The organism is Streptomyces sp. NPDC079167 (assembly GCF_040686735.1).
Lineage (GTDB): Bacteria > Actinomycetota > Actinomycetes > Streptomycetales > Streptomycetaceae > Streptomyces.
Window position 1 is genome coordinate 186,530 of record NZ_JBFBLO010000004.1, and the last position, 23,750, is coordinate 210,279.

Below are 23,750 nucleotides of genomic sequence, written 5' to 3' on the forward strand. Positions count from 1 at the left end.
GGGCCCCACGATCTCGCGCATGAGTGTTCGGGTGTCCCTGGTCGCCGCAGCACGCAGCTCCACCCTCCTCGCCGAGCGTTTCGACGACGACCGGCCCCTCGACCACGCCGGCTGGCGCGAGGTCCAGCTCGCCTCCCACACGCTGGTACGGCTCGGCGCCGCCGAGCTGCGCTACTGCTCACCCACCCCGCGCAGCCGAGCCACCGGCGACGCACTGGGCTTCGCCCCGCTCGTCCAGCTCGCGCTGCGCGACTGCGACATGGGCCGCTGGCGGGGGTTCACCCTGCCCGAAGTGGCGGCCCGGGAGCCGGCCGGCGTCGATGCCTGGCTGGCCGACCCGCGCTCCGCCCCGCACGGCGGGGAATCCCTGCTGGGCTTCATCACCAGGGTGGGAAGCTGGCTCGACACCCGCCCGGTCCAGGAAGGAGCCGTCGTCGCCGTCGCCGAACCCGCCGTGATCCGCGCGGCCCTGGTGTACGCCCTCAAGGCCCCGCCGTCGACGTACTGGAACGTCGACGTCCGGCCGCTCTCCACCGTCACGATCACGGGGCTGCCCGGCCGCTGGAGCCTCAGCTTCGAAGCCCTTTCACGCTGACCGGATCACCCGGTCGAAGGAACGGCGCGTACAGCACCTTCCCGCCGGTCCGACCGGTCGGTATGGTGCGGGTCCTGGACCGGACGAGGAGAGAGAGACCCGTGCCGCAGATCGAAGGCCACTGTGACAACCGGTTCACCGCGGTGCGCGACGCGTTCGCGGCGAACTTCTCCGAGCGTGACGAGCTGGGCGCGGCGGTCACCGTCCTGCTCGACGGCCACCGGGTGGTGGACCTCTGGGGCGGCTGGGCCGACGGGGAAAGGACCCGCCGGTGGGAGCGGGACACCGTGGTCAACGTCTGGTCCACGACGAAGGGCCCGACCGCGCTCTGCGCCCATGTCCTCGCCGACCGCGGTCTCCTGGACCTGGACGCCCCGGTGGCCAGGTACTGGCCCGAATTCGCCGCCGCGGGCAAGGAGTCCGTGCGCGTACGCCACCTCCTCTCGCACCGCTCCGGGGTCGCCGGACTGCGCGACCCGCACACCCTGGCCGAGCTCTACGACTGGGAGCTGACGACGGCCCGCCTCGCGGCCACCGAGCCCTGGTGGGAACCGGGCACCCGCTCCGGCTACCACGCGATCTCGTACGGATTCCTCGTCGGCGAGGTCGTCCGCCGGATCACCGGGCTGCTGCCCGGGGAGTTCCTGCGGAAGGAGATCACCGGCCCGCTCTCCATCGACTTCGGCGTCGGCCTCCCGGAGAAGGACGCCGGCCGGGTCGCGGAACTCGTCCAGCCGAAGACCGTCGCCCGTGAACAGGCCGCCCTGTTCGCCACGATGGAGCCGCTCGCCATCGCCTCCCTCCTCAACCCCGGCACGGGCATCGTCGCCGCCAACACCCCCGAGTGGCGCGCCGCCGAGATCCCCGCCGCCAACGGCCACGGCACCGCCCGCGCCGTCGCCTCCCTCTACGGAATCCTCGCCGGGCGGGGAAGCCTCGACGGCCGGCGGATCCTCTCCGAGGAGGCGGCCGAGCGGGTCCGCGAGGGCCAGGGCGCCTGCCGGGACCTGGTGCTGGGAGCGGGCTTCGCCCACGAGACGGAGCTCGGCCTCGGCCTCTGGCTGAGCGGCCCGAACGCGTCGTACGGCCCCAACCCGCGGGCCGTCGGCCACGACGGGGCGGGCGGCTCCTGCGGTCTCGCCGACCCCGAGGCCGGGATCGCGCTCGGTTACGTCATGAACCGCATGGGCCCCCACATCGCCGACGACCCGCGCAAGACGGCGCTGATCGAGGCGGTGTACGGGGCCCTGTGAGCAGGGGTCAGTAGCCTGCCGGGCGCACCAGCCCCGACTCGTACGCGAACACCGCGGCCTGGGTCCGGTCGCGCAGGCCCAGCTTCACCAGGATGCGGCTCACATGGGTCTTCACGGTCTGCTCCGCCACCACCAGGCGCACCGCGATCTCCGCGTTCGACAGGCCCTGCGCGATGAGCGACAGCACCTCCGTCTCGCGCTCCGTGAGATCGCCGACGCGCTCCCTGCCGGGAGGGCGCGGGCCGGCGCTCACCCGGGAGAACTCGGCGATCAGACGCTTGGTGATGTTCGGCGCGAGCAGGGCGTCACCGGCCGCCACCACCCGCACCGCCTGGGCGAGTTCGTCGGCCGAGGCGTCCTTGAGGAGGAACCCGGAGGCGCCGGCGCGCAGCGCCTCGTACACGTACTCGTCGAGATCGAAGGTGGTCAGGACGAGGACTTTGGGGGTCGCGCCGGGCGTCCCGGTGATGCGGCGGGTCGCGTCGATGCCACCGAGGCGGGGCATCCGTATGTCCATCAGCACGACGTCGGGGGTGAGCCCGGCCGTCTTCTCCACCGCGTCCAGGCCGTCCACCGCCTGGCCGACGACCTCGATGCCGGGCTCGGCGTTCAGCAGCACCGTGAAGCCCTGCCTGACCATCATCTGGTCGTCGGCGATCAGCACGCGGATGGTCATGCGGGGTCCTCCAGGGGAAGCGTCGCCAGTACCTCGTAACCCCCGCCGGGGGCGCGGCCGTGGGTGAGTTCGCCGCCCAGCATCGCGGCGCGTTCGCGCATGCCGAGCAGTCCGTGTCCGACGCCTTCCGCCGGCCTGCCGGGGGATGCGGGGGCGGTGTTGGTCACCCGGACCGTGACGGCGGCGGAATGGTAGCCGACCTCCACCCGGGCCCGCGCCCCGGGAGCGTGCCGCAGCACGTTGCTCAGCGCCTCCTGCACGATGCGGAAGGCCGACAGCTCGACCCCCGGCGGGAGCGGCCGGCGCCTGCCGCTGGTCTCCGTCACGACGGTGGCGCCCGCGCTCCGGACCTTGCCGATCAGTTCGTCCAAGCGGTCCAGGGTGGGCTGCGGGGCGTGCCGCAGCCCGTCCGCCACCGCGTCCTCCGAGCGCAGCACCCCGAGCACCCGGCGCAGCTCGGCCAGCGCCTCGACGGCGTTCTCACGTATGCCGGCGAGGTTCTCCCTGAGCTCGTCCGACGGGTTCTCGACCAGATGCGGGGCGACCTGTGCCTGGATGGAGATCACGGACATGTGATGGGCGACCACGTCGTGCAACTCTCGCGCGATCCTGTTGCGTTCCTCCAGGAGGGTGCGCCGGGACCGCTCCTCCTCCGTCAGCTCGGACTGCTCGACCAGCTCCGTGCGGGCCACCCGCAGGGCGCGCAGCGCGGCGGCGATCACCACGGCCGTGACGACGGTCAGCGCGCCGACGTCCAGGGAGTAGTTGTGGGCCTGGGTGGTGAAGGAACTGCTCGCCAGCCCGGTCAGAAGAGTCAGCGCGAGCGCGAGGACCGCCCGGCGCGGATGGACCCGCAGCGTCAGCAGGAACAGTGCCCCGCTCTGCAGAGCGATCTCAGGACCGGTCCACGGAAACAGCTCGCCCGGCGTCATCACGGGCTCCGCGATCCGCACGCTGACGACCATGAGTACCAGCGACGCCCACCAGGCGTACAGGGGCCGCCACATACCGGCGACCAGTGCCAGCGACTGGAGCACCACGAGCAGCACCGCGTATTCGGCGACAGCCGCACCGTGCGGGATCAGGTCGGACACGTGCGCCAGCGCGAGGGCCGCAGAACCGAGCGTCAGCAGCATCCCGAACACCGGCCGCCAGACCGGCGATCCGGGCGTGCCCATGGGCGGTACGGGATCGACGGGAGTGGTCCACAGGTCCTCGCGCAGCATCCGCGGCAGCCCGCGCAGCGCCCCCCGCATCCGTGCCCCGACCCCCGTCATGGCGCTCAGCTTAGGCATGGTGCGACTCCTGGGCCCGGGCAGGGGAGCCGGACCGTACGACCGTCGAACCGCCGCCGCCCCGCTGCTCGTACGCCCCGAACGCGGACCGGCACACCAGCAGCACCGAGGCGAAGACCGGCAGCCAGCCCAGCCGGGCGAACACCCAGCCGGGCCCGTCGGGGACCGTGTGGAGACCGGGCAGCGGGCCGGCCAGGAACAGGGCGGTCGAGGTGACCACGATCAACGCGGTCTGGTGCCACAGGAACACGGTCATCGCGGACAGGTTCAGCAGAGCCACCACCGCCCACAGAGCCGGCCGTGCCAGAGCCCGACGCAGGCGCCCGAGCAGCAGCAGCGCCGCGCCGCACTGTGCGAGGCCGAAGGTGACGGCCGCGAGCGTCGGCGGGTCGAGGTTGGAGAGGGCGGAGCCCGGCACCCCGACCATGGAGGCGGGGTACCCGGCGAAGAGCACCAGCCCCGCCGTGGTCCCCGCACCGCCCACCAGCAGCACCCATCCGGTCCGGCGGTCGTTCAGCCCGCCCCGTGCCCACGCCGCCCCCAGGCAGTAGGGGACCAGCCAGCCCGCGGCCACGTTGATCCAGCCCAGGGCGGCGGGGCCGTCGAAGCCCAGCCGGAACAGGTCGACGTACAGGACGACGGTGAGCGGCCACAGCGGGTGCAGGCGCGCCACCAGCGGGGTCGCCGCGGTCAGGGCCGCGAACACCAGCAGGAACCACAGGGGAGACCAGACGAGCTTGCCGAGCGCGCGTACCGTGCCGTCGTCCACCCCTGAGGCCAGCATCACGCCGGCCGCCACCGCCCACACGCCGGTCACCACGGCGACCGGCCGGAACAGACGGGCCAGCCGGGCCCGCAGCCACCCGCCGTACGACTCGCCCCTGGTGCGTGCGGACGCGTATCCCTTCGCGGCGACCTGCCCGCCCACCAGGAAGAAGACGGCGAGCGTCTGGAACACCCAGGAGACCGGGGCGAGTTCCGGCATGTGCTGGAGCGGGCTCGCGCCGTGCACGGTGCCACTGTCCGGGACCAGTGCGGTCACCAGCCAGTGGCCGCACACCACGCCGAGGATGGCGAACGCGCGCAGGGCGTCGACCGCTCGGTCACGATCGCGGGGCGTCGCCGCGTCGGTCCGCCGCACGAGGTCACGCATGACGGCCCCCGGCCGTGCCCGCGACGATCCCGGCGATGCTGCGCAGGGAGACGGACCCGCGCTCCAGGTAGTCGCTGTGGCCGGCGTCGCCCGCGTCGAAGAGCTCGGCGCCGAACTCCGGTGACACCGGGTCCGTCCCGAACCCGACGGTGGCGAACGGCAACGGGATCTCGACGTGGGGGACCCGAGCGATCCAGTCGTCCCCGCCGAGGCCCGCCCGCACCGTCGCCCGGGTGTGCAGGGCGGCGGCGCTCCCGGCACCGGTGCCGGGACTCCCGTACAGCACGATGTCCGCGACGTCGAGCTCCGACGCGGTCCGGGCGCAGACCACGGAACCGTAGGAGTGGCAGAGGACGGAGATCCGGGCGGCAGGCCTGGCCGCACCCAACTCCCTCGCGAAGGAGCGCAGTCCGGGGGCCGCCTCATCGGCCAGGGCGGGGGTCAGGGAGGAGGGGCCCAGTGTGGTGGGCGTCCGGTAGCCGAGCCAGGCGACGACGGCCGACCCGCCGCCCAGTTCGTCCAGGAGCGCCCCGGCGCCACGCCGGAAACGCGCGTAATGATCGAGGTCGACGCCCGCACCCGGTACCAGTACGGCGATGCGCCGGGCCCGGGACAGATCCCCGAGGACCTCCGCGCTCCGGCCGCCGTCGCGCCCGTCGAACCTCAGGAAGGTGCGCCCCCGGCCCGCCATCGCGGCGAGCGCGGCGGACCGCCGCCGGTCGCCGTGGCGCGCCGCCATGTCCCTTGCCGCCCGGATCTCCTCCCGGACGGCCGCGTACCTGGCCTCCAGCACGGAGGGCCGCGCCGTGCTCAGCGGGGCCAGGGCGGCCGGGGCGGGCGCCGGAACGGCGGCGGGGCGGGCCGCGCCCGACACCGGCAGCGCCACGGACGCGGTGACGAGTGCGGCGAGCAGGGCGCGCCGGGCGCGACTGTTCCGTGGGCGGGGCGCCATGGGGAGTCCTTCCGTACCGGGTGGGTCGTTGAATCCGGTACCGAAGTTATGGACCGACCGGTGTGGCCGGCGTCCCGCTGGGGAGCGCACCTGGCGCGTAGCTCCGAAGTACTACGGGTAAGGGGTGGGCCGCCTACGGCCGGCGGCGGGGTTTTCCGCGCTTGGTGCCGCCCTTGGAGGTCTTCGCGCCCCCGGAGCCGCCCCCGGAGCCGCCTCCGGAGCCGCCCCGGGAGGTCCTGCCCGCCGCCGGCTTGCGCGCGGCGCCGCTCTTCTTCTCCGCCCGCTTGGCCTTGGGCTGCGGCGGCGTCGGCGCCCGGCCCCGCGTGCTGTTGACGGTCCGCCCCCGCACGATCCCGATGAACTCCTCCACCAGGTCGGTCGTCTTCTCCTCAGGCCACGAGAGGGCGATCCGTGACTCGGGGGCGCCCGTCAGCGGCCGGTAGGTGAGGTCCTTGCGGTGGTGCAGCCGGGCCAGCGACTGGGGGACGACCAGCAGGCCCACCCCCGCCGCCACCAGCTCCACCGCGTCCTCGGTCGTGGCGGGCCGCTCGAACGCGGGCCTGCCGGGCGGACGCTCCCAGTCGAGCGGGTCGTCGAGGGGGTGCAGCACGATCTCCTCGGCGAGATCCTCGGCCGTCATCTCCTCGACGGCCGCCGCGGCGTGGTCCTTCGGGATCACGACCACGGTCGTCTCGGTGTAGAGGGGGATCGCGCTGAGGTCCGTACGGTCGACGGGCAACCGCACGAAACCGGCGTCCGCGCCGCCGTCGCGCAGCAGAGCGGCGGCCTCGGCGGCGGACACGCCGACAAGGGTCAGCGGGGTGCCGGGCAGCCGCTCGTTCCAGATCCGCACCCACTTGGTCGGGGTCACGCCCGGGACGTAGGCGAGCCGGAACGCAGGGGGTACTTCCGAGCCTGTCACCCCGCCAGGTTACCGGCCGTGGTCGGAGGCGGCGCACATGCTCGATACCCTGGACACCATGACGTCGCACCAGACCACCCAGACTATGAAGCCCGCCACCGCGGCGAAGAAGCTGGGTGTGTACCTCGAAGCCACCCCCGCCGAGTTCCAGGAGGGCGTCGTCTCGCGCGCCGAGCTGAACGCGCTGCAGACCGACCCGCCCCAGTGGCTGCAGGAGCTGCGCCGCACCGGCCCGCACCCCCGGCCGGTGGTCGCCTCGAAGCTGGGCGTCTCCATCGCGGGCCTGGCGCGCGGCGGTGTCACCGAGCCCCTCACCACCGAGCAGATCGACGCCCTGAAGCAGGAAAGCCCCGAGTGGCTGCAGAAGGAGCGCGCCATCCAGGCCGACGTCCGCAAGGAAGCGGCCCGCATCAAGGAGCGCGACGAGGCCAGGGCCGAGCAGACCGACCGCGACTGACGTGTCCGCCGCGGACTCCCGGCTCGCCGCCGCCGTGCGCGGGCGGGACGCCGCAGCGGTGGGGGAGCTCCTGGCCGCCGGCTCCGACCCGGACGCCCTCGGCGAGGACGGCCTGCCGTTGCTCTGTGCGGCCGTCGCCTCGTACGACGTACCCGTGGCCGAAGTCCTTGTGGCAGCGGGGGCCGACCCTTACCGCAGGCTGCCGGACGGCTCCACCCCCCTGCTGCGGGCCGTCGACTGCGGCCTTGTCGCAGGGGTCACCGCGCTGCTCGACGGAACGGGTCCCGTCACGGAGGCCGCCGTACGGGCGGAACTCCTCGACCGTGCGCGGCAGTGGCACGCCACGGGAACCCTGGCGGAGCTCCGGCGCAGGACCGGGGCGCCGGGACCCGTAGTGCGGGTCCGGGTCCGGGACGCGAACGCCTTCACCGACTATGAGCAGTTCACGCTCGGGGGCGTCACGGTCCGCGAGGGCCACTCCGAGATCCTCGGTGAGCTGGAGGCACGGTTCGGTATACGTACCCCGTTCGAGGAGCTGCTCGGCCGCGCCCTGGCGTCCCCCGGCCCCGAGCACGCCGACTGGTGGGGATCGTTCATCGTCCTGTGCCGCAGGGGGGACGACGAGACCTGGGGGTCAGCGGCGGCACTTCGGAGCCACCCGGATCCGCTGCGCCGGATCTTCGCCGCCCAGCTACTCAAGGCCGTCGCCGAGACCGGGCCGTACGAGCGGCGGGCGCTGGAGATCTTCCTTCCCTGGGCGGTCGAGGAGAAGGACCCGGCGGTCCTCTGCGCCGTGCTGAACGGCCTGACCGACCACGACACCCCGGAGGCCGAAGCGGTGGGCCTCTCCTTCCTCGCGCACCCGGACCCGGATGTGCGCTGCATGGTGCCCTACACCCTCATGTTGTCGGACAGGCTCCTGACCACGCCCGTGGCGCTGGACGCGGTGCTCACGCTGGTACGGGACGAGGACGCCGATGTGCGCAGGGTGGCCGGCGCCTGGCTGTCCGAGTATCCGGACAACACCCCGGAGATCGCTGACGCCCTGGCGAGCCTGCTCGGCCACGAGGACCAGATGGCACGCGTCTGGGCCGTGCACGGGCTGGCCCAGCGCGACGACCCCCGGTGTGTGGCGGGGGAGCGCCTGGTGGGGCCCCTGGAGCGGGAGGAATGGCCGGACACCTGGATGCTGGACGGCGTCCGGCGGTACGAGGAGCGCCTGCGCGACGGGAGCGCACGGAAGCTGTGACGGCCGTCCTATTCGCCCGTGTAGAACGCGATCGTCGCCACCGTCGTCGCGGTCACGGTCTCCGGGTCCGCGCCCGAAGCGGCGAACGCGCGTCCCCACTCCTCGCCGGAGCGGGTCACGAAGCGCTTCGCCTCGGGAGAGTTCTCCCACTCCACGGCGTCCTCCGGACTGATCCCGTCACCCGTGAGGTGCCAGCCGAGCCCCAGAAGAGCCAGGTCCCAGCCGATCCCGACCGCGCCCGGCCCGTACTCGCTCCGGAACTCCTCGGGAACGACGGACACGTGCTCCAGCTCGAACACGGTCCGGCCGGAGCCCTCCGGTGCCAGGCGTACCTCGACCTCGCTGAAGGCCGGGTCGGGACCGGACAGCCAGGACACCCGCAGCCGCTCCGGGCGGGCGCATTCCAGGATCTCGCCGCCGGCGTTCCCCTCCAGCTGGTAACCCCCGCCGACGCGGAAGTCCCCGGTCACCGGCAGGAACCACCGGGCGATCCGCTCCGGCGAGGTCACCGCGTCCCAGACCTCGTCGCGGCCGGCGTCGAAGGTGCGCCGCAGCAGCACCGTGCCCGCCTCCTCCGACCCCACACGTCGTGTCCCGACCTTCCGGTGCACGCGGCCGATCTCGTCGAGGATCTCGCCCATGCCGCTCACTCCCTTTCTCGCTTCGCCACTGGTTCCCTGACCGATCATCTGCCGCATTCTCCGTCACCGCGCGTGCGGGCACCCCTCCACTCTTTGCATAAAACTGCATAGCTGCGTATAGTCATGCCATCGATGAGGAGGAATGTCCGATGGTGGTACGTGCGGCAGTGGCAGGGGCGAGTGGATACGCCGGCGGGGAACTGCTCCGTCTGCTCCTCACCCACCCACAGGTCGAGATCGGGGCCCTCACCGGCCACTCCAACGCCGGCGAGCGGCTCGGCGCACTCCAGCCGCACCTGAGGCCACTCGCGGACCGTGTTCTCCGGCCGACCACCGCGGAGGTCCTCGGCGGGCACGACGTCGTCTTCCTGGCCCTGCCCCACGGGCAGTCCGCCGCCGTGGCCGAACAGCTCGGTGACGAGGTGCTCGTGGTGGACATGGGCGCCGACTTCCGGCTCCGGAACGCCGCCGACTGGGAGAAGTTCTACGGATCGCCGCACGCCGGCACCTGGCCCTACGGCCTGCCCGAGCTGCCCGGGGTCCGGGCGGCGCTGGAAGGCACCAAGCGTATCGCCGTGCCCGGCTGCTACCCGACCGCCGTCTCCCTCGCGCTCTTCCCGGCGTACGCGGCGGGCCTCGCCGAACCCGAGGTCGTCGTCGTCGCCGCGTCCGGCACCTCCGGCGCGGGCAAGGCGGCCAAGCCGCACCTGCTCGGCTCCGAAGTCATGGGCAGCATGTCCCCGTACGGCGTCGGCGGGGTCCACCGGCACACCCCCGAGATGATCCAGAACCTCGGTGCCGCCGCCGGTGAGCCCGTCTCCGTCTCCTTCACGCCGACCCTCGCGCCCATGCCCCGCGGCATCCTCGCCACGTGCAGCGCCAGGGCGAAGCCCGGGGTCGGCGCCGAGTCGCTCCGCGCGGCGTACGAGAAGGCCTTCGCCGACGAGCCCTTCGTCGACCTGCTGCCCGAGGGGCAGTGGCCCGCGACCGCGGCCGTGTACGGATCGAACGCCGTGCAGATCCAGGTCGCCCACGACGAGGCAGCCGGACGGATCATCGTGATCAGCGCCATCGACAACCTCGCCAAGGGCACCGCCGGAGGTGCCCTGCAGAGCATGAACATCGCCCTCGGACTTCCCGAGGACACGGGTCTTTCCACGATCGGAGTCGCACCGTGAGCGTCACGGCAGCCAAGGGGTTCACGGCGGCGGGCATCGCCGCCGGGATCAAGGACAGCGGTAGTCCCGACCTGGCCCTGGTGGTCAACAACGGGCCCCGCCGCGCCGCCGCGGGCGTCTTCACCTCCAACCGCGTCAAGGCCGCACCCGTCCTCTGGTCGGAACAGGTCCTCAAGGGCGGCGAGGTGACCGCCGTCGTCCTCAACTCCGGTGGCGCCAACGCCTGTACGGGTCCTCAGGGCTTCCAGGACACCCACGCCACCGCGGAGAAGGCCGCCGAGGTGCTCGGCGGCCACAGCGCCGGGGAGATCGCGGTCGCGTCGACCGGGCTGATCGGCCTGCTCCTGCCCATGGACAAGCTGCTGCCCGGCATCGAGTCGGCCGCCGCCGCCCTGAGCGAGCACGGCGGCGAGAAGGCCGCCATCGCCATCAAGACCACGGACACGGTCCACAAGACCGCCGTCGCGGGCGGCGAGGGCTGGACCGTCGGCGGCATGGCCAAGGGCGCGGGCATGCTCGCCCCCGGCCTCGCCACCATGCTGGTCGTCCTCACCACCGACGCCGACGTCGAAGCGCCCGCGCTCGACTCCGCGCTCCGCGCCGCCACCCGCACCACCTTCGACCGGGTCGACTCCGACGGCTGCATGTCGACCAACGACACCGTGCTGCTGCTCGCCTCCGGGGCGAGCGGAATCGCCCCCGCCCAGGCCGAGTTCGAGCAGGCCGTGCAGAGCGTCTGCGCCGACCTCGCCCGGCAGCTGATCGGTGACGCCGAGGGAGCCTCCAAGGACATCAGGATCGAGGTGATCAACGCGGCCACCGAGGACGACGCCGTCGAGGTCGGCCGGTCCATCGCCCGCAACAACCTCCTCAAGTGCGCCATCCACGGCGAGGACCCCAACTGGGGCCGGGTCCTCTCCGCGATCGGCACCACGAAGGCCGCCTTCGAACCCGACCGGCTGAACGTCGCCATCAACGACGTCTGGGTCTGCAAGAACGGCAGCGTCGGCGCGGACCGCGACCTGGTCGACATGCGCTACCGGGAGGTCAGGATCACCGCGGACCTCGCGGCGGGGGACGAGTCCGCCGTCATCTGGGCCAACGACCTGACCGCCGAGTACGTCCACGAGAACAGCGCGTACAGCTCATGAGCGCCGCGAGGAAGCACACCGCGCTGCCGAAGGCGCAGATCCTCATCGAGGCACTGCCCTGGCTCACCCGGCACAACGGCAGGACCGTCGTCATCAAGTTCGGCGGCAACGCCATGATCGACGAGGAGCTGAAGGCCGCCTTCGCCCAGGACGTCGTCTTCCTGCGGCACGCCGGCCTCAAGCCCGTCGTCGTGCACGGCGGCGGCCCGCAGATCAGCGCCCAGCTCGACAAGCAGGGCCTGGTCAGCGAGTTCAAGGCCGGTCTCCGTGTCACCACGCCCGAGGCGATGGACGTGGTACGGATGGTGCTGGCCGGACAGGTCCAGCGAGAGCTCGTCGGGCTGCTCAACCAGCACGGCCCGCTGGCCGTCGGCATAACCGGCGAGGACGCCCACACGATCACCGCCACCCAGCACCGCCCGATGATCGACGGCGAGGCCGTGGACATCGGCCGGGTCGGTGAGATCACCTCCATCGACACCGGAGCGATCCAGGCGCTGCTGGACGACGGCCGTATCCCGGTCATCTCCTCCATCGCCCGCTCCGCCGAGGACAACCACGTCTACAACGTCAACGCCGACACCGCGGCCGCCGCACTGGCCGCCGCACTGAACGCCGAGACGCTGATGGTCCTCACCGACGTCGAGGGCCTCTACGAGGACTGGCCGAACAGCGACGACGTCATCAGCCGGCTCACGGCCACCGAGCTGGAGAAGCTGCTGCCCGACCTCTCCAGCGGCATGGTGCCGAAGATGCGCGGGTGCCTCCACGCCGTACGCAACGGTGTCGAGACCGCCCGTGTCATCGACGGCCGGGTCCAGCACTCGATCCTGCTGGAGATCTTCACCGACGAGGGAATCGGCACGATGGTCGTTCCCGACGCAACACCCGTCACGGGGCACGACGCAGAGGGGGAGTCATGACCGGCAACGAGGAGTTCGCACAGCGCTGGCAGAGCGCGCTGATGGACAACTACGGCACTCCGCAGCTGCCGCTGGTGCGCGGCGCGGGCGCCCGTGTCTGGGACGCGGAGGGCGCCGAGTACCTCGACTTCGTCGGCGGCATCGCGGTCAACGCGCTCGGCCACGCGCACCCCGCCGTGGTCGAGGCCGTCTCCACGCAGATCGCCTCCCTCGGCCATGTCTCCAACCTCTACACCGCCGAGCCCCCCATCGCGCTCGCCGAGCGGCTCCTGACGCTCTTCGGACGGAAGGGCAGGGTCTTCTTCTCCAACTCCGGCGCGGAGGCCAACGAGGCGGCCTTCAAGATCGGCCGGCTGACCGGGCGTACGCACATGGTCGCCACCGACGGCGGCTTCCACGGCCGGACCATGGGCAGCCTCGCGCTGACCGGACAGCCCGCGAAGCGCGACCCGTTCCTGCCGCTGCCCGGCGACGTCACGCACGTGCCGTACGGCGACATCGAGGCGCTCCGCGAGGTGGTGACGACCGACACCGCGCTGCTGGTCATCGAGCCCATGCAGGGCGAGAACGGCGTCGTCGTACCGCCCAAGGGCTACCTGGAGGCGGCCCGGGAGATCACGCGGTCCACCGGCACCCTGCTCGTCCTGGACGAGGTGCAGACCGGCATCGGCCGCTGCGGCCACTGGTTCGAGCACCAGGCCCACCAGGGCGTCGAGCCCGACCTGGTCACCCTGGCCAAGGGCCTGGGCGGCGGGCTGCCGATCGGCGCCACCGTGGCGTTCGGCGCCGCAGCCGACCTGCTGAAGCCCGGTCAGCACGGCACGACGTTCGGCGGCAATCCCGTCGCCTGCGCCGCCGGTCTCGCCGTGCTGGACACGCTCGCGGCCGACGGAACGCTGGACACGGTGAAGCGGCTCGGCGAGAAGATCAGGGACGGTGTCGAGGGCCTCGGGCACCCGCTGGTCTCCCACGTCCGCGGCTCCGGACTGCTGCTGGGTATCGTGCTCACCGGGCCCCTCGCACCGAAGGTGCAGCAGGCGGCTCAGGGAGCCGGACTCCTGGTGAACGCGCCCGCCCCCGACGTCGTACGGCTCATGCCGCCGCTGATCATCGGTGACGCCGAGGTGGACGCGTTCCTGCGGATTCTGCCGGGAGCTCTCGACGCGGCTTACGGGGACGGACGATCCGGAGAGTGACCATCCGGAGAATGAGGCGACGACGATGACCGAGGCGCAGGAACCCGACCACGGCGGGCCGTCGGTGCCACAGACCCGCACGGCCCGCCACCGCAGGATCGTGGACATCCTGAACCGCCGGCCGGTGCGCTCGCAGAGCCAGCTGGCCAGGCTGCTCTCCGACGACGGGCTGAGCGTCACCCAGGCGACGCTCTCGCGCGACCTGGACGAGCTCGGCGCGGTGAAGATCCGCAACACCGGCGGCGAGCTGATCTACGCGGTGCCGAGCGAGGGCGGTTTCCGCACCCCGCAGGCGCCGCTGGGCGGGTCGGCCAAGGAGGAGCGGATGCGCAGGCTCTCCGCCGAGCTGCTCATCTCCGCGGAGGCCTCGGCCAACCTGGTGGTGCTGCGTACGCCTCCGGGCGCCGCCCAGTTCCTCGCCTCGGCCATCGACCAGGCCGAACTCCAGGCGATCCTCGGCACGATCGCGGGGGACGACACGCTGATGCTGATCAGCCGTGACCCGAACGGCGGCCAGGCACTGGCGGACCATCTGCTGCGGCTGGCCCAGAACGACCGCGGGCCCCAGTAGGTCCTCAGTAGCGGGTGATCGCGGTCGGGCCGGACTCCGTCCCGACCGCGATGTGCGGCCGGCGGGCCGGGTCGGCCCAGGCGAGGATCAGGTCCATGGCGGCCGCCGGCACGGACACACAGCCGGCGGTCGCGCCCCTGCCGTTCACATGGAGGAAGATCCCGGCACCCCTGCCGCGCACCGGCCGGTCGTAGTTGAAGCCGATGACGAGCGCGCGGGCGTACTGGGCGGCATAGCTGACGAGGTGTTCCGCCTCGTCAGCACGGCAGTCGGCGGGCCGCGGCTCCACCCAGCGGTTGTAGGCCCGGGACGCGTTGTCCTGACACCACCACGCGTTCTCGCCGGCCCTGCGGTACGGGTAGCGGGTCCCGGGCGGGGCGGCCTCGGTCCCGAAGGCGTACGGCAGGCCGTACAGCCCGGTGGGCGTGGTGTTCGTGCCCTGGGTGCGGGTGGCGCCGTCGGCCAGTCCGTTCGCCCCGAAGCGCGCGGGCGCCGAACCCGCCGCCACCCAGCCGTCCCCGCGCCGGTCCCACCAGGTGACCGTGCCCGCGACGGAGTCCGTGGCGGGGGCCTCGGCGGTGATCAGCTGGGTACCGCCGCCCGTGTCGGCCAGCCGCTCGGGAAGGGGCGGCGGCCCGGTGGGCCGCGCCGCGAGTGAACCGGCCAGGGCCAGCAGGACCGAGGCGGTCACCAGGAATCTGCGCATGCTCCGGACCGTACGGCGCGCGGCCTCCCGCCCCCACCGCGCCTGCTCCGTACGGCCCAGTGGCTCACTCCGTGACGGGTGCGGGCATCGCGGGCAGCGGCAGGGCCCCGGCAGCCCGTCGGTGCCGGTGGCGACGTCGGAGGGCTCTGACCAGCAGCTTTGACAAAGCATACGGGCCATTGCATAGTTATGCCATTCGTGATCGCGCGCCATGAGGCGGACGCACACCCTTGCACTTCCGAGGAGCACGCAGTGAGCAACGGCACCGGCAACAGCGACGTACGCCTCTGGGGCGGCCGTTTCGCCGACGGCCCCGCCGAGGCGCTGGCCAAGCTGTCCGCCTCCGTCCACTTCGACTGGCGGCTCGCGCCGTACGACATCGCGGGCTCCCGCGCCCACGCGCGCGTCCTGAACAAGGCCGGGCTGCTCACCGAGGACGAGCTGGCCCGCATGGCCGAGGGTCTGGACTCGCTCGAAGCCGCGGTCGCCGACGGGTCGTTCACCGGCACCATCGCCGACGAGGACGTCCACACCGCGCTGGAGCGGGGACTCCTGGAGCGTCTCGGCCCGGACCTCGGCGGGAAGCTGCGCGCCGGCCGGTCCCGCAACGACCAGGTGGCCACGCTCTTCCGCATGTACCTGCGTGACCACGCCCGGATCATCGGCGGACTGGTCGCCGAGCTCCAGGACGCCCTGGTCGGGCTGGCCGAGGCGCACCCGGACGTGGCCATGCCCGGCCGTACGCACCTCCAGCACGCGCAGCCCGTCCTCTTCGCCCACCACGTCCTGGCGCACGCGCAGTCCCTGTCGCGGGACGCGGAGCGGCTGCGGCAGTGGGACGAGCGGACCGCGGTGTCGCCGTACGGCTCCGGCGCGCTGGCCGGGTCGTCCCTCGGGCTCGACCCGGAGGCGGTCGCGGCGGACCTCGGCTTCGAGCGCGGGTCGGTGGGCAACTCCATCGACGGCACGGCCTCGCGGGACTTCGTCGCCGAGTTCGCCTTCGTCACCGCGATGATCGGCGTCAACCTCTCCCGCATCGCCGAGGAGATCATCATCTGGAACACGAAGGAGTTCTCCTTCGTCACCCTCCACGACGCCTTCTCCACCGGCTCGTCGATCATGCCGCAGAAGAAGAACCCGGACATCGCCGAGCTGGCACGCGGCAAGTCCGGCCGCCTCATCGGCAATCTGACCGGTCTGATGGCGACCCTGAAGGCCCTCCCGCTCGCGTACAACCGTGACCTCCAGGAGGACAAGGAGCCGGTCTTCGACTCCTGCGACCAGCTGGAGGTCCTGCTCCCCGCCTTCACCGGCATGATGGCCACGCTCACCGTCAACCGGGAGCGCATGGAGGAGCTGGCACCGGCCGGTTTCTCGCTCGCCACGGACATCGCCGAGTGGCTGGTCAAGCAGGGCGTCCCGTTCCGGGTGGCGCACGAGGTCGCGGGTGAGTGCGTGAAGGTGTGCGAGCAGCAGGGGATCGAGCTCGACGAGCTGACGGACGAACAGTTCGCGAAGATCTCCGAGCACCTCACCCCGGAGGTGCGCACCGTCCTGAACGTGCCCGGCGCGCTCGCCTCCCGCGACGGCCGCGGCGGGACCGCCCCCTCGGCCGTCGCCGTCCAGCTGGCCGAGGTGAAGGCCGACCTGGTGACGCAGCACGCCTGGGCGACCGCGCGCGGATGATTCGCAGGCATCGCGGGCTACCTTGACGGGAAGGCGTTCGGAACCGACCCAGAGGAGCCCGCGATGCCCTTCGCCCGCCTGAACCGAGCGACCACCCCGACCTCACACATCGGGCTCGGCCTGGCCGCCGTCGGCAGGCCCGGCTACATCACCCCGCACCGTGACCGCGATCTGCCGGGCGGCCGCGGTGTGGACGCGCTGCGCGCCCGCACCCACGAGCTTCTGGACGCGGCCTACGCCCAGGGCGTGCGCTATTTCGACGCCGCCCGCTCCTACGGCCGCGCCGAGGAGTTCCTCGCCGAGTGGCTGACCGCCCGCCCCGACGTGACGGACGTGGTCATCGGCAGCAAATGGGGCTACACCTACACCGGTGACTGGCGCGTCGACGCCGAGACGCACGAGGTGAAGGATCACTCACTCGCCACCTTCGAGCGTCAGCGCGCCGAGACGGCCGGGCTGCTCGGTGACCGGCTCGACCTCTACCAGATCCACTCGGTGACCGCCGACAGCCCCGCGCTGAGTGACAAGGACCTGCACGCGCGTCTGGCCGAGCTGGCCGCCGGAGGGACCACGGTCGGCTTCTCCACGAGCGGTCCCGGTCAGAGCGACGCCATCCGGGCCGCCGCAGCCGTGACCGTGGACGGCGAACCCCTCTTCCGTACCGTCCAGGCCACCTACAACGCCCTCGACACCTCCGCCGGACCCGCTCTCGCCGACGCGCACGACGCGGGGCTCACGGTCATCGTCAAGGAAGCCATGGCCAACGGCCGGCTCGCCGGGGCCGGAGCGCCCGCCGTCGTCCAGGAGATCGGCACCGAGGCCGGGCTCGGCGCGGACGCCGTCGCCCTGGCGCTGGTGCTCCACCAGCCGTGGGCGGGAGTCGTGCTGTCCGGCGCGGCCACCGTCACCCAGCTGGCGGCGAACCTGCACGCGCCGCTTCTCGACCTGGACCCCGACCGGCTGGACCGGCTGGCCGCCCTGGTGGAGGAGCCGGAGGCGTACTGGCGCCACCGGGCCTCGCTGCCCTGGAGCTGAACGGCCGTTCCGCGGCGGGCGGCCCCGGCGGCCGGTCCGTGCCGGCACCGGCCGGAGCCCGGTCACGCCCAGTCGGCGAGCGCTTCGAAGTCCGCCCGCACCAGCCCCACCCAGGGGTCGACCCGCCGCAGCAGGGCCCGCCCCGGGTGGTGCGCGGCGACCCAGTCCGTGTCGAGGACGGAGATCTCGTCGTCGATCCAGGCGAACGGCCTGCCGTCCGCGTAGTCGACGACGTGGCGCGTCTTCCAGTACGTCCCGTCGGCCGTGGCCGTGTGCATCGCCGGCCAGTCGATGTACGGCAGCGGGGGCAGCCCGATGCGCGGGCCGACCCACTCGTTCGCCTCGTCCTTCCAGGTGGTCGCCCAGACGAGTTCGTACCGGTCGGCGAGGGCCAGCAGTTCGTGGCCGTGGCCGGGGTCGAGCAGGACGGGCAGCGGTGTTCCCGTCCGCCACCCCGTCGGCCGCATCCGATGGAGGGTATAGCCCTCCGGGACGGTGGGGCGGGACAGCGCCGCGTAGGGGTTGAGCGGACCGTCGATGTCGATCATCAGCAGCGGCTTCATGGCGCCATCGTGCCCCCGGACCGCCCGGCACCGGAGGACCGTTTCCGGCTCCGTCCGACCGGGACGAGGCGGTGGGACGGCGATGTCTCATATGAGTTAACGTTGTCTCATGACTCTCGACCGCGAGCAGGTTCTGCGGAGCGCTGCCGCCCTGTTGACCCGTAAGTCCACCGCGACCATGGACGAGGTCGCCCGGGCCGCGGGCATCGGCCGGGCCACCCTGCACCGGCACTTCGCCGGGCGGGACGCCCTGGTCGGAGCGCTGGAGGACCTCGGGATCCGGGAGTTCGAGGCGGCCCTGGACTCCGCCGCGCTCGACGAGGGCACCGCCGAGGACGGACTCCGGCGACTGATCGCGGCCGTCGAGCCGAGCGCCGGGCTGCTGTCGTTCCTCGTCACCGAGAACCAGCTCTTCGAGGGCGACGACGTCAACGAGGGGTGGAGCCGTCTGGACGCACGGGTCTCCGCCTTCTTCCGGCGCGGCCAGGAACGCGGCGAACTCAGGATCGACCTCACCCCCGCCTGGCTGACCGAGGCACTGTACGGCCTGATCGGGAGCTGCGCGTGGTCCGTGCAGACCGGCCGCGTGGCCGCGCGGGACTTCCCGTACATGATCGTCGAGTTGCTCCTGGGCGGAGCACGTCGGAGCGTGGAGAAATGAGCAGCACCCATGCGAAGGCGGGCGTCACGGGCGACACGCACCACCCGGGCCGGTGGATCGCCCTCACCGTCCTCGTCCTGGCCGTGCTGCTCGTCGCCGTCGACGCCACCGTCCTCGGGCTGGCGACACCGTTCCTCAGCGAGGACCTCGAACCGACCGGCACCCAGCTGCTGTGGATCGGCGACGTGTACTCCTTCGTCATCGCCGGACTCCTGGTCTCCATGGGCAGCCTCGGCGACCGCATCGGCCGGAAGAAGCTGCTGCTGACCGGCGCCGCCGCCTTCGGCGCCGTCTCCGTCCTGAACGCCTACGCGTCGAGCCCCGAGATGATGATCCTGGCCCGGGCACTGCTCGGTGTCGCCGGTGCCACGCTGATGCCGTCCACGCTCGCCCTGATCCGCAACCTCTTCCACGACCCGCGCGAACGCAGCCTCGCCGTCGGCATCTGGGGCGCGATGGCCTCGGCGGGCGCCGCCGTCGGGCCCGTCGTGGGCGGACTCCTGCTGGAGCACTTCTGGTGGGGCTCGGTCTTCTTGATCAACCTGCCCGTGATGGCCGTCCTCGTCGTCGTGGGCATCAGGATGATCCCGGAGTCGAAGAATCCGGCACCGGGGCCCTGGGACCTGCTCAGTGTGGGACTCTCCCTGGTCGGCATGATCGGCGTCGTGTACGCCATCAAGGAGGCCGCCGCGCACGGAGTGAGCGGGCAGAACGTCGTGGCGGCCGTGGCCGGTGTGCTGACGCTCACCTGGTTCGTGCGCCGTCAGCTGAAGCTCCCCGCCCCGCTGCTGGACATGCGGCTCTTCCACCACCGGGGGTTCTCCGGAGCGGTCCTCGCGGACCTGCTGACCATCCTCGGCCTGTCCGGGATCGTCTTCTTCCTCTCCCAGTTCCTCCAGCTGGTCCAGGGGCGGGGCCCGCTGGAGGCCGGCCTCGCCGAACTGCCCGCGGCCGTCGGCGCGGTGACCGCCGGCCTGCTGGCGGGGAGGGTGGCGCGCCGCTACTCCGTGCGCTCCGTGGTCGCCGTCGGGCTCGGCGCCATCGGCGTGTCGCTCGCCGTGGTCACGGTGATCCACAAGGAGACCGGCTACCCCCTGATCGGGGTCCTGCTCCTGGTGGTGGGCGTCGGCGCGGGATTCGCCTTCACCGTCACCTCCGACGTGATCCTCTCCAGCGTCCCGAAGGAACAGGCGGGCTCAGCGTCCGCGGTGTCGGAGACGGCGTACGAGCTCGGGGCGGCCCTCGGCATCGCGCTGCTCGGGTCCATCGTCACGGGCGTCTACAAGGGCTTCGGGACCCCCGAGGGTGTCCCGGCCGCCGCCGAGACGGCGGCACACGAGTCGCTGGGCGGAGCCGTGGAGACGGCGGAGCACCTCCCCGCACAGCAGGGGAGCGAGCTCGTCCTGGCGGCTCAGGAGGCCTTCGTCAACGGGCTGCGGGTGTCGGCGGCGGTCGGTGCCGTCGTACTGCTGGCGACCGCGGTCGCCGCGTGGTTCCTGCTGCGCGGCCAGGCGCTGGAAGAGGGGATCGTCCCCGACGAGTGAGTGACCCGGCGCGGTCGCGCCGGGTCACCTGGGAGCACCCGTCCGGCTCAGGCGGCCTTGGCCTTCGTGGCGTACATGTCGACGTACTCCTGGCCGGACAGACGCATCACCTCGGCCATGACGGAGTCCGTCACCGCCCGCAGGACGTAACGGTCGCGGTCCATGCCCTCGTAGCGCGAGAACTCCAACGGCTCACCGAAGCGGACCGTGACCTTGCCCGGGCGGGGCAGGCCCGCGCCGCCCGGCTGCAGCTTGTCCGTGCCGATCATGGCGAACGGCACGACCGGCGCGCCGGTCATCAGGGTCAGCCGCGCGATACCCGTACGGCCCCTGTACAGCCGGCCGTCGGGGGAGCGGGTGCCCTCGGGGTAGATGGCGAAGGCATGACCCTCCTCCAGCACCCGGCGGCCCGTCATCAGCGCCGCGACACCGCCGCGGCCGCCGTCCCGGTCCACCGGGATCATGCCGCAGCCGGTGAAGAACCAGGCCATCAGCCGGCCCTTGAAGCCCTTGCCCGTGACGTACTCGTCCTTGCCGATGTAGAAAACCGGCCGGTCGCAGCAGATCGGCATGATCATCGAGTCGATGAACGTCAGATGGTTCCCCGCGAGGATCACCGGTCCGTCACCCGGGATGTTCTCGACGCCCTCCACCTGTGGCCGGAAGAGCAGCCGCAGGATCGGTCCGAGCACTGCCTTGATGACCGTGAGTCGGGACAACGCATCCTCCGGTGTCGTGGCCGGGCGGCCGGGGCGGGAATTCGCGAGGGTCTGTGCAGGTGAGGACGATACTCGCGGGTACTGCCTCCGCGCACATCGGGTTCACCCGGCGGATACGCAGTGTTGACGTGTGTTTCCGCCATGTTCGTCCACGGTCCGCCCCGCCGATGGCGTAGCTGCCTACGATCAGGCCTCGCCCCGAAGGTGCCGGACATCACATGCGAGGAGCATTTTATGACAGAGCGCGCGCAGAACGGGCCCGGCCGGCGGACACTCCTGGGGGCGGCGGTCCTCGGCGCGACGGCCCTCGGAGCCACCGGAACGGCGAACGCCGCCGGGCGTGGCGCCACGGACGGTCGAGGCGGCGGCCGAGGCGGCTACCGGAACCTGCCCGTGCCCACCGTCGTGGGCCACCGCGGCGCCAGCGGCTACCGCCCCGAGCACACCCTCGGCTCCTACCAGCTGGCCCTGGACATGGGCGCGCACATCGTCGAGCAGGACCTCGTGCCGACCAAGGACGGCCATCTGGTCTGCCGCCACGAGAACGACATCACCGGCACCACGGACGTCGCCGAGCACCCCGAGTTCGCGAGCCGCAAGGCCACCAAGCGGGTCGACGGGGTGTCGCTCACCGGCTGGTTCACCGAGGACTTCACCCTCGCCGAGCTGAAGACCCTGCGGGCCAAGGAGCGCATCCCCGGCAACCGCCAGGAGAACACCCTGTACGACGGCCGCTGGGAGATCCCCACCTTCGAAGAGGTCCTGCGCTGGGCGGACAAGGAGGGCCGCAGGCGGGGCGAGCCCGTCTGGCTCTACGTGGAAACCAAGCACCCCTCTTACTTCAGGGGCCTCGGCCTGAGCCTGGAGGAGCCCCTCGCCAAGCTGCTGCGCCGCCACGGCCGGCACCGGGCGGACTCCGCGCTGATCCTCCAGTCCTTCGAGCCCGGCTCGATGCGGCGGCTGTCCGAACTCGTCGCCACCCCGCGCGTCGTCCTGCTGTCCGGCCCGAAGGAGAGGCCGTGGGACTTCGTGGAAGCCGGCGACCCCCGTACGGTCGCCGACCTGGTGAAGCCCGCCGGACTGAAGTGGATCGCCTCCTTCGCCCAGGGCATCGGCCCCACCCTTGACCTCGTCATCCCCAGGGACGGCGAAGGACGGCTGACATCCCCCACCTCCCTGGTGGCGGACGCGCACGCGCGGGGCCTGGTCCTGCACCCGTACACGCTGCGCAACGAGAACACCTTCCTGCCGGCGGACTTCCGGCGGGGCGCCGACCCGAACGCGTACGGCGACGTGTTCGGCGCTGCCCGGGCGTACTTCGAGACGGGGATCGACGGGATCTTCTCCGACAACCCGGACACCGCCCTGCTCGCGGCAGCCGACTTCGCCGAGGGCTGAGCCACGGGGCCGGGGGCGCGTCAGCCGCCCGGCCCTCGTGCCCCGGTCGGGTGGAGCTCCCCGAGCGCGGCAACCGTTACGCGCGGGGAGCGTTGACGGGGCATGACACTTCCTGATCATGCTCCGGCGGTCCCGGCCGAGGCGCCCGGCGACGGCGGACGGGCCCTCGTGCGCGCCCTGCACGCCCTGGTGCGCGCCGAGGCGGGAGCCGAGGCCCAGGCCGCCGGCGTCGAGGCCGCGGACCTGGAGCAGTCGGTCTGGCTGAAGCTGCTGGAACGCCGGCCCGGCCCGGGCGTGCCCGCCGACCCCGCCCGCTGGGTCCGCGCCGCCGTGCGGGCCGAGGCGCGCGTCGCCCGCCGCAGGAGCCGGCGCGAGCGCGCCTACACCGCCGGCGAACCCCCGGACGACTGGACGGGCTGCCCCGAACGGATCGCGGTGGGAGCCGACGAACGCCGTGCGCTGCGCACCGCGGTGGGCCGGCTGCCCGGCAGGTGTCCCCGGTTACTCGAGGCGATGCTGGCCCCCCACGATCCGACGTACCGGGAAATCGCAGGGGAGTTGGGTATGTCACAGGGGAGTTTGGGCCCGATGCGTTCCCGATGCCTTGGATGTCTGCGCAGAATGCTGGCGGCGGAGGTTGTAGCTCCTGAACTGCGGGGAATGGAGCGGTAGACAACCGGCGGACAGGTGAGCGGGAGGCATGCACACATGGGCATGAGCGTGACCATCTCGGCGGCGACAGCACAGGACGTCGAGCAGATCTTCAGACTCCAGTACCTCTGCTTCCAGAGCGAGGCGGAGCTCTACGGCAACTACCGGATCGATCCACTCGTCCAGACCCTCGAATCGGTGCGGGACGAAGTCGCCACCGACCTGGTGTTCGTGGCCCGGCTCGGCGACGAAGTCGTCGGCTCGGTACGCGGCTTCACCGACGCCGACGGCGCGGGCCGGATCGGCAAGCTCTGCGTCCACCCCCGGCTCCGTAACCACGGCCTCGGCACCCGGCTCCTGCGGGCCGCGGAATCCGGCCTGGCCGACGGGCGTTCGGCCACCCGCTTCCGTCTGCACACGGGGGAGCGCAGCGAAGGCAATCTGCGGCTCTACCGCAAGGCGGGCTACGCCCGGGTGGGCAACGCCACCGGAGGTGACGGCGTCCGGCTGGTCCTGCTGGAGAAGGACGCCACCGCCCCCGCCTATGTGACCAGCGCCTGAACCGATGCCTGACG

General features: G+C 72.4%; 25 protein-coding genes. 16 read left to right on the forward strand and 9 right to left on the reverse strand.

The features are described 5' to 3' along the window. Positions 1-19: 19 nt before the first annotated feature. Both AB0P41_RS10770 and AB0P41_RS10775 read left to right on the forward strand, forming a co-directional pair. Complete coding sequence (locus tag AB0P41_RS10770; RefSeq protein ID WP_365931352.1) at positions 20-595, forward strand: histidine phosphatase family protein; 576 nt, start codon at positions 20-22, stop codon at positions 593-595. A gap of 101 nt (positions 596-696) precedes the next feature. Next, positions 697-1,848 carry a serine hydrolase domain-containing protein gene (locus AB0P41_RS10775; protein WP_365931354.1) on the forward strand — a complete coding sequence of 384 codons (1,152 nt, stop codon included), beginning with the start codon at positions 697-699 and terminating at the stop codon, positions 1,846-1,848. 7 nt (positions 1,849-1,855) lie between these two features. On the opposite strand, the gene AB0P41_RS10780 is transcribed toward AB0P41_RS10775, so the two are convergent. The 5 genes from AB0P41_RS10780 to AB0P41_RS10800 all read right to left on the reverse strand — a co-directional run bounded on the left by AB0P41_RS10780 (position 1,856) and on the right by AB0P41_RS10800 (position 6,846). After that, a complete protein-coding gene (locus tag AB0P41_RS10780) occupies positions 1,856-2,524 on the reverse strand; it encodes a response regulator transcription factor (RefSeq protein ID WP_356716378.1) in 669 nt (222 codons plus the stop codon). Next, complete coding sequence (locus tag AB0P41_RS10785; protein ID WP_365931356.1) at positions 2,521-3,819, reverse strand: sensor histidine kinase; 1,299 nt, start codon at positions 3,817-3,819, stop codon at positions 2,521-2,523. Before AB0P41_RS10785 ends, AB0P41_RS10780 begins: the two co-directional genes overlap by 4 nt. Beyond that, positions 3,812-4,972, reverse strand: coding sequence for an acyltransferase (locus AB0P41_RS10790; protein WP_365931358.1), 1,161 nt, complete (start codon positions 4,970-4,972; stop codon positions 3,812-3,814). The genes AB0P41_RS10785 and AB0P41_RS10790 overlap by 8 nt, the downstream gene beginning before the upstream one ends. Next, positions 4,965-5,924, reverse strand: a complete 960-nt coding sequence (locus tag AB0P41_RS10795; RefSeq protein WP_365931359.1) for an alpha/beta hydrolase — start codon at positions 5,922-5,924, stop codon at positions 4,965-4,967. The genes AB0P41_RS10790 and AB0P41_RS10795 overlap by 8 nt, the downstream gene beginning before the upstream one ends. Before the next feature lie 133 nt (positions 5,925-6,057). Then, positions 6,058-6,846, reverse strand: coding sequence for a LysR family substrate-binding domain-containing protein (locus AB0P41_RS10800; RefSeq protein ID WP_365931361.1), 789 nt, complete (start codon positions 6,844-6,846; stop codon positions 6,058-6,060). 58 nt (positions 6,847-6,904) lie between these two features. Here AB0P41_RS10800 and AB0P41_RS10805 point away from each other — a divergent pair, with 58 nt between their 5' ends. Both AB0P41_RS10805 and AB0P41_RS10810 read left to right on the forward strand, forming a co-directional pair. Beyond that, positions 6,905-7,303, forward strand: a complete 399-nt coding sequence (locus AB0P41_RS10805) for a DUF5997 family protein (protein WP_356716387.1) — start codon at positions 6,905-6,907, stop codon at positions 7,301-7,303. A gap of 1 nt (position 7,304) precedes the next feature. Next, positions 7,305-8,552, forward strand: coding sequence for a HEAT repeat domain-containing protein (locus AB0P41_RS10810; RefSeq protein ID WP_365931362.1), 1,248 nt, complete (start codon positions 7,305-7,307; stop codon positions 8,550-8,552). Positions 8,553-8,560: 8 nt separating this feature from the next. Here AB0P41_RS10810 and AB0P41_RS10815 read toward each other — a convergent pair whose 3' ends face one another. Beyond that, positions 8,561-9,193 carry an SRPBCC family protein gene (locus AB0P41_RS10815; protein ID WP_365931364.1) on the reverse strand — a complete coding sequence of 211 codons (633 nt, stop codon included), beginning with the start codon at positions 9,191-9,193 and terminating at the stop codon, positions 8,561-8,563. A 149-nt stretch (positions 9,194-9,342) separates the two neighbouring features. Between AB0P41_RS10815 and argC the strand changes: the two genes are divergently transcribed. The 5 genes from argC to AB0P41_RS10840 are packed head-to-tail and all read left to right on the forward strand — an operon-like array spanning position 9,343 to position 14,212. Next, positions 9,343-10,371 carry an N-acetyl-gamma-glutamyl-phosphate reductase gene (gene argC / locus AB0P41_RS10820; protein ID WP_365931366.1) on the forward strand — a complete coding sequence of 343 codons (1,029 nt, stop codon included), beginning with the start codon at positions 9,343-9,345 and terminating at the stop codon, positions 10,369-10,371. Next, on the forward strand, positions 10,368-11,522 hold the full coding sequence (argJ, locus tag AB0P41_RS10825; RefSeq protein ID WP_356716394.1) for a bifunctional glutamate N-acetyltransferase/amino-acid acetyltransferase ArgJ: 1,155 nt from the start codon (positions 10,368-10,370) through the stop codon (positions 11,520-11,522). The genes argC and argJ overlap by 4 nt, the downstream gene beginning before the upstream one ends. Next, positions 11,519-12,445: an acetylglutamate kinase gene (argB, locus tag AB0P41_RS10830; protein ID WP_365931369.1), complete on the forward strand. Its 927-nt coding sequence runs from the start codon at positions 11,519-11,521 to the stop codon at positions 12,443-12,445. Before argJ ends, argB begins: the two co-directional genes overlap by 4 nt. Then, the gene (locus AB0P41_RS10835; RefSeq protein WP_365931370.1) at positions 12,442-13,641 is read left to right on the forward strand and encodes an acetylornithine transaminase; all 1,200 of its coding nucleotides are present in this window, start codon (positions 12,442-12,444) and stop codon (positions 13,639-13,641) included. Before argB ends, AB0P41_RS10835 begins: the two co-directional genes overlap by 4 nt. A gap of 25 nt (positions 13,642-13,666) precedes the next feature. Then, positions 13,667-14,212: an arginine repressor gene (locus AB0P41_RS10840; RefSeq protein ID WP_356712363.1), complete on the forward strand. Its 546-nt coding sequence runs from the start codon at positions 13,667-13,669 to the stop codon at positions 14,210-14,212. Positions 14,213-14,216: 4 nt separating this feature from the next. On the opposite strand, the gene AB0P41_RS10845 is transcribed toward AB0P41_RS10840, so the two are convergent. Then, positions 14,217-14,918 carry a L,D-transpeptidase family protein gene (locus tag AB0P41_RS10845; protein WP_365931371.1) on the reverse strand — a complete coding sequence of 234 codons (702 nt, stop codon included), beginning with the start codon at positions 14,916-14,918 and terminating at the stop codon, positions 14,217-14,219. A 252-nt stretch (positions 14,919-15,170) separates the two neighbouring features. On the opposite strand from AB0P41_RS10845, the gene argH reads away from it, so the two are divergent. Continuing rightward, entirely contained in the window at positions 15,171-16,604 is a 1,434-nt protein-coding gene (argH, locus tag AB0P41_RS10850) for an argininosuccinate lyase (protein ID WP_365931372.1), read from the forward strand. Positions 16,605-16,667: 63 nt separating this feature from the next. Beyond that, positions 16,668-17,639, forward strand: coding sequence for an aldo/keto reductase (locus AB0P41_RS10855; RefSeq protein ID WP_365931374.1), 972 nt, complete (start codon positions 16,668-16,670; stop codon positions 17,637-17,639). Positions 17,640-17,701: 62 nt separating this feature from the next. On the opposite strand, the gene AB0P41_RS10860 is transcribed toward AB0P41_RS10855, so the two are convergent. Next, entirely contained in the window at positions 17,702-18,202 is a 501-nt protein-coding gene (locus AB0P41_RS10860) for a hypothetical protein (protein ID WP_365931376.1), read from the reverse strand. Positions 18,203-18,311: 109 nt separating this feature from the next. Here AB0P41_RS10860 and AB0P41_RS10865 point away from each other — a divergent pair, with 109 nt between their 5' ends. Continuing rightward, positions 18,312-18,863: a TetR/AcrR family transcriptional regulator gene (locus tag AB0P41_RS10865; RefSeq protein WP_356712373.1), complete on the forward strand. Its 552-nt coding sequence runs from the start codon at positions 18,312-18,314 to the stop codon at positions 18,861-18,863. After that, positions 18,860-20,407: an MFS transporter gene (locus AB0P41_RS10870; RefSeq protein ID WP_365931378.1), complete on the forward strand. Its 1,548-nt coding sequence runs from the start codon at positions 18,860-18,862 to the stop codon at positions 20,405-20,407. The genes AB0P41_RS10865 and AB0P41_RS10870 overlap by 4 nt, the downstream gene beginning before the upstream one ends. Before the next feature lie 47 nt (positions 20,408-20,454). On the opposite strand, the gene AB0P41_RS10875 is transcribed toward AB0P41_RS10870, so the two are convergent. Then, positions 20,455-21,126 (reverse strand): lysophospholipid acyltransferase family protein, encoded by a 672-nt coding sequence (locus AB0P41_RS10875; RefSeq protein WP_356712377.1) that lies wholly within the window; start codon positions 21,124-21,126, stop codon positions 20,455-20,457. Between the two features lie 234 nt (positions 21,127-21,360). Between AB0P41_RS10875 and AB0P41_RS10880 the strand changes: the two genes are divergently transcribed. From AB0P41_RS10880 to AB0P41_RS10890, 3 genes are all read left to right on the forward strand, one after another. Continuing rightward, positions 21,361-22,524 (forward strand): glycerophosphodiester phosphodiesterase, encoded by a 1,164-nt coding sequence (locus AB0P41_RS10880; RefSeq protein ID WP_365931380.1) that lies wholly within the window; start codon positions 21,361-21,363, stop codon positions 22,522-22,524. Positions 22,525-22,626: 102 nt separating this feature from the next. Continuing rightward, complete coding sequence (locus AB0P41_RS10885; RefSeq protein WP_356712381.1) at positions 22,627-23,196, forward strand: sigma-70 family RNA polymerase sigma factor; 570 nt, start codon at positions 22,627-22,629, stop codon at positions 23,194-23,196. Between the two features lie 36 nt (positions 23,197-23,232). Beyond that, positions 23,233-23,736 (forward strand): GNAT family N-acetyltransferase, encoded by a 504-nt coding sequence (locus AB0P41_RS10890; RefSeq protein ID WP_356712383.1) that lies wholly within the window; start codon positions 23,233-23,235, stop codon positions 23,734-23,736. Positions 23,737-23,750: the final 14 nt, after the last annotated feature.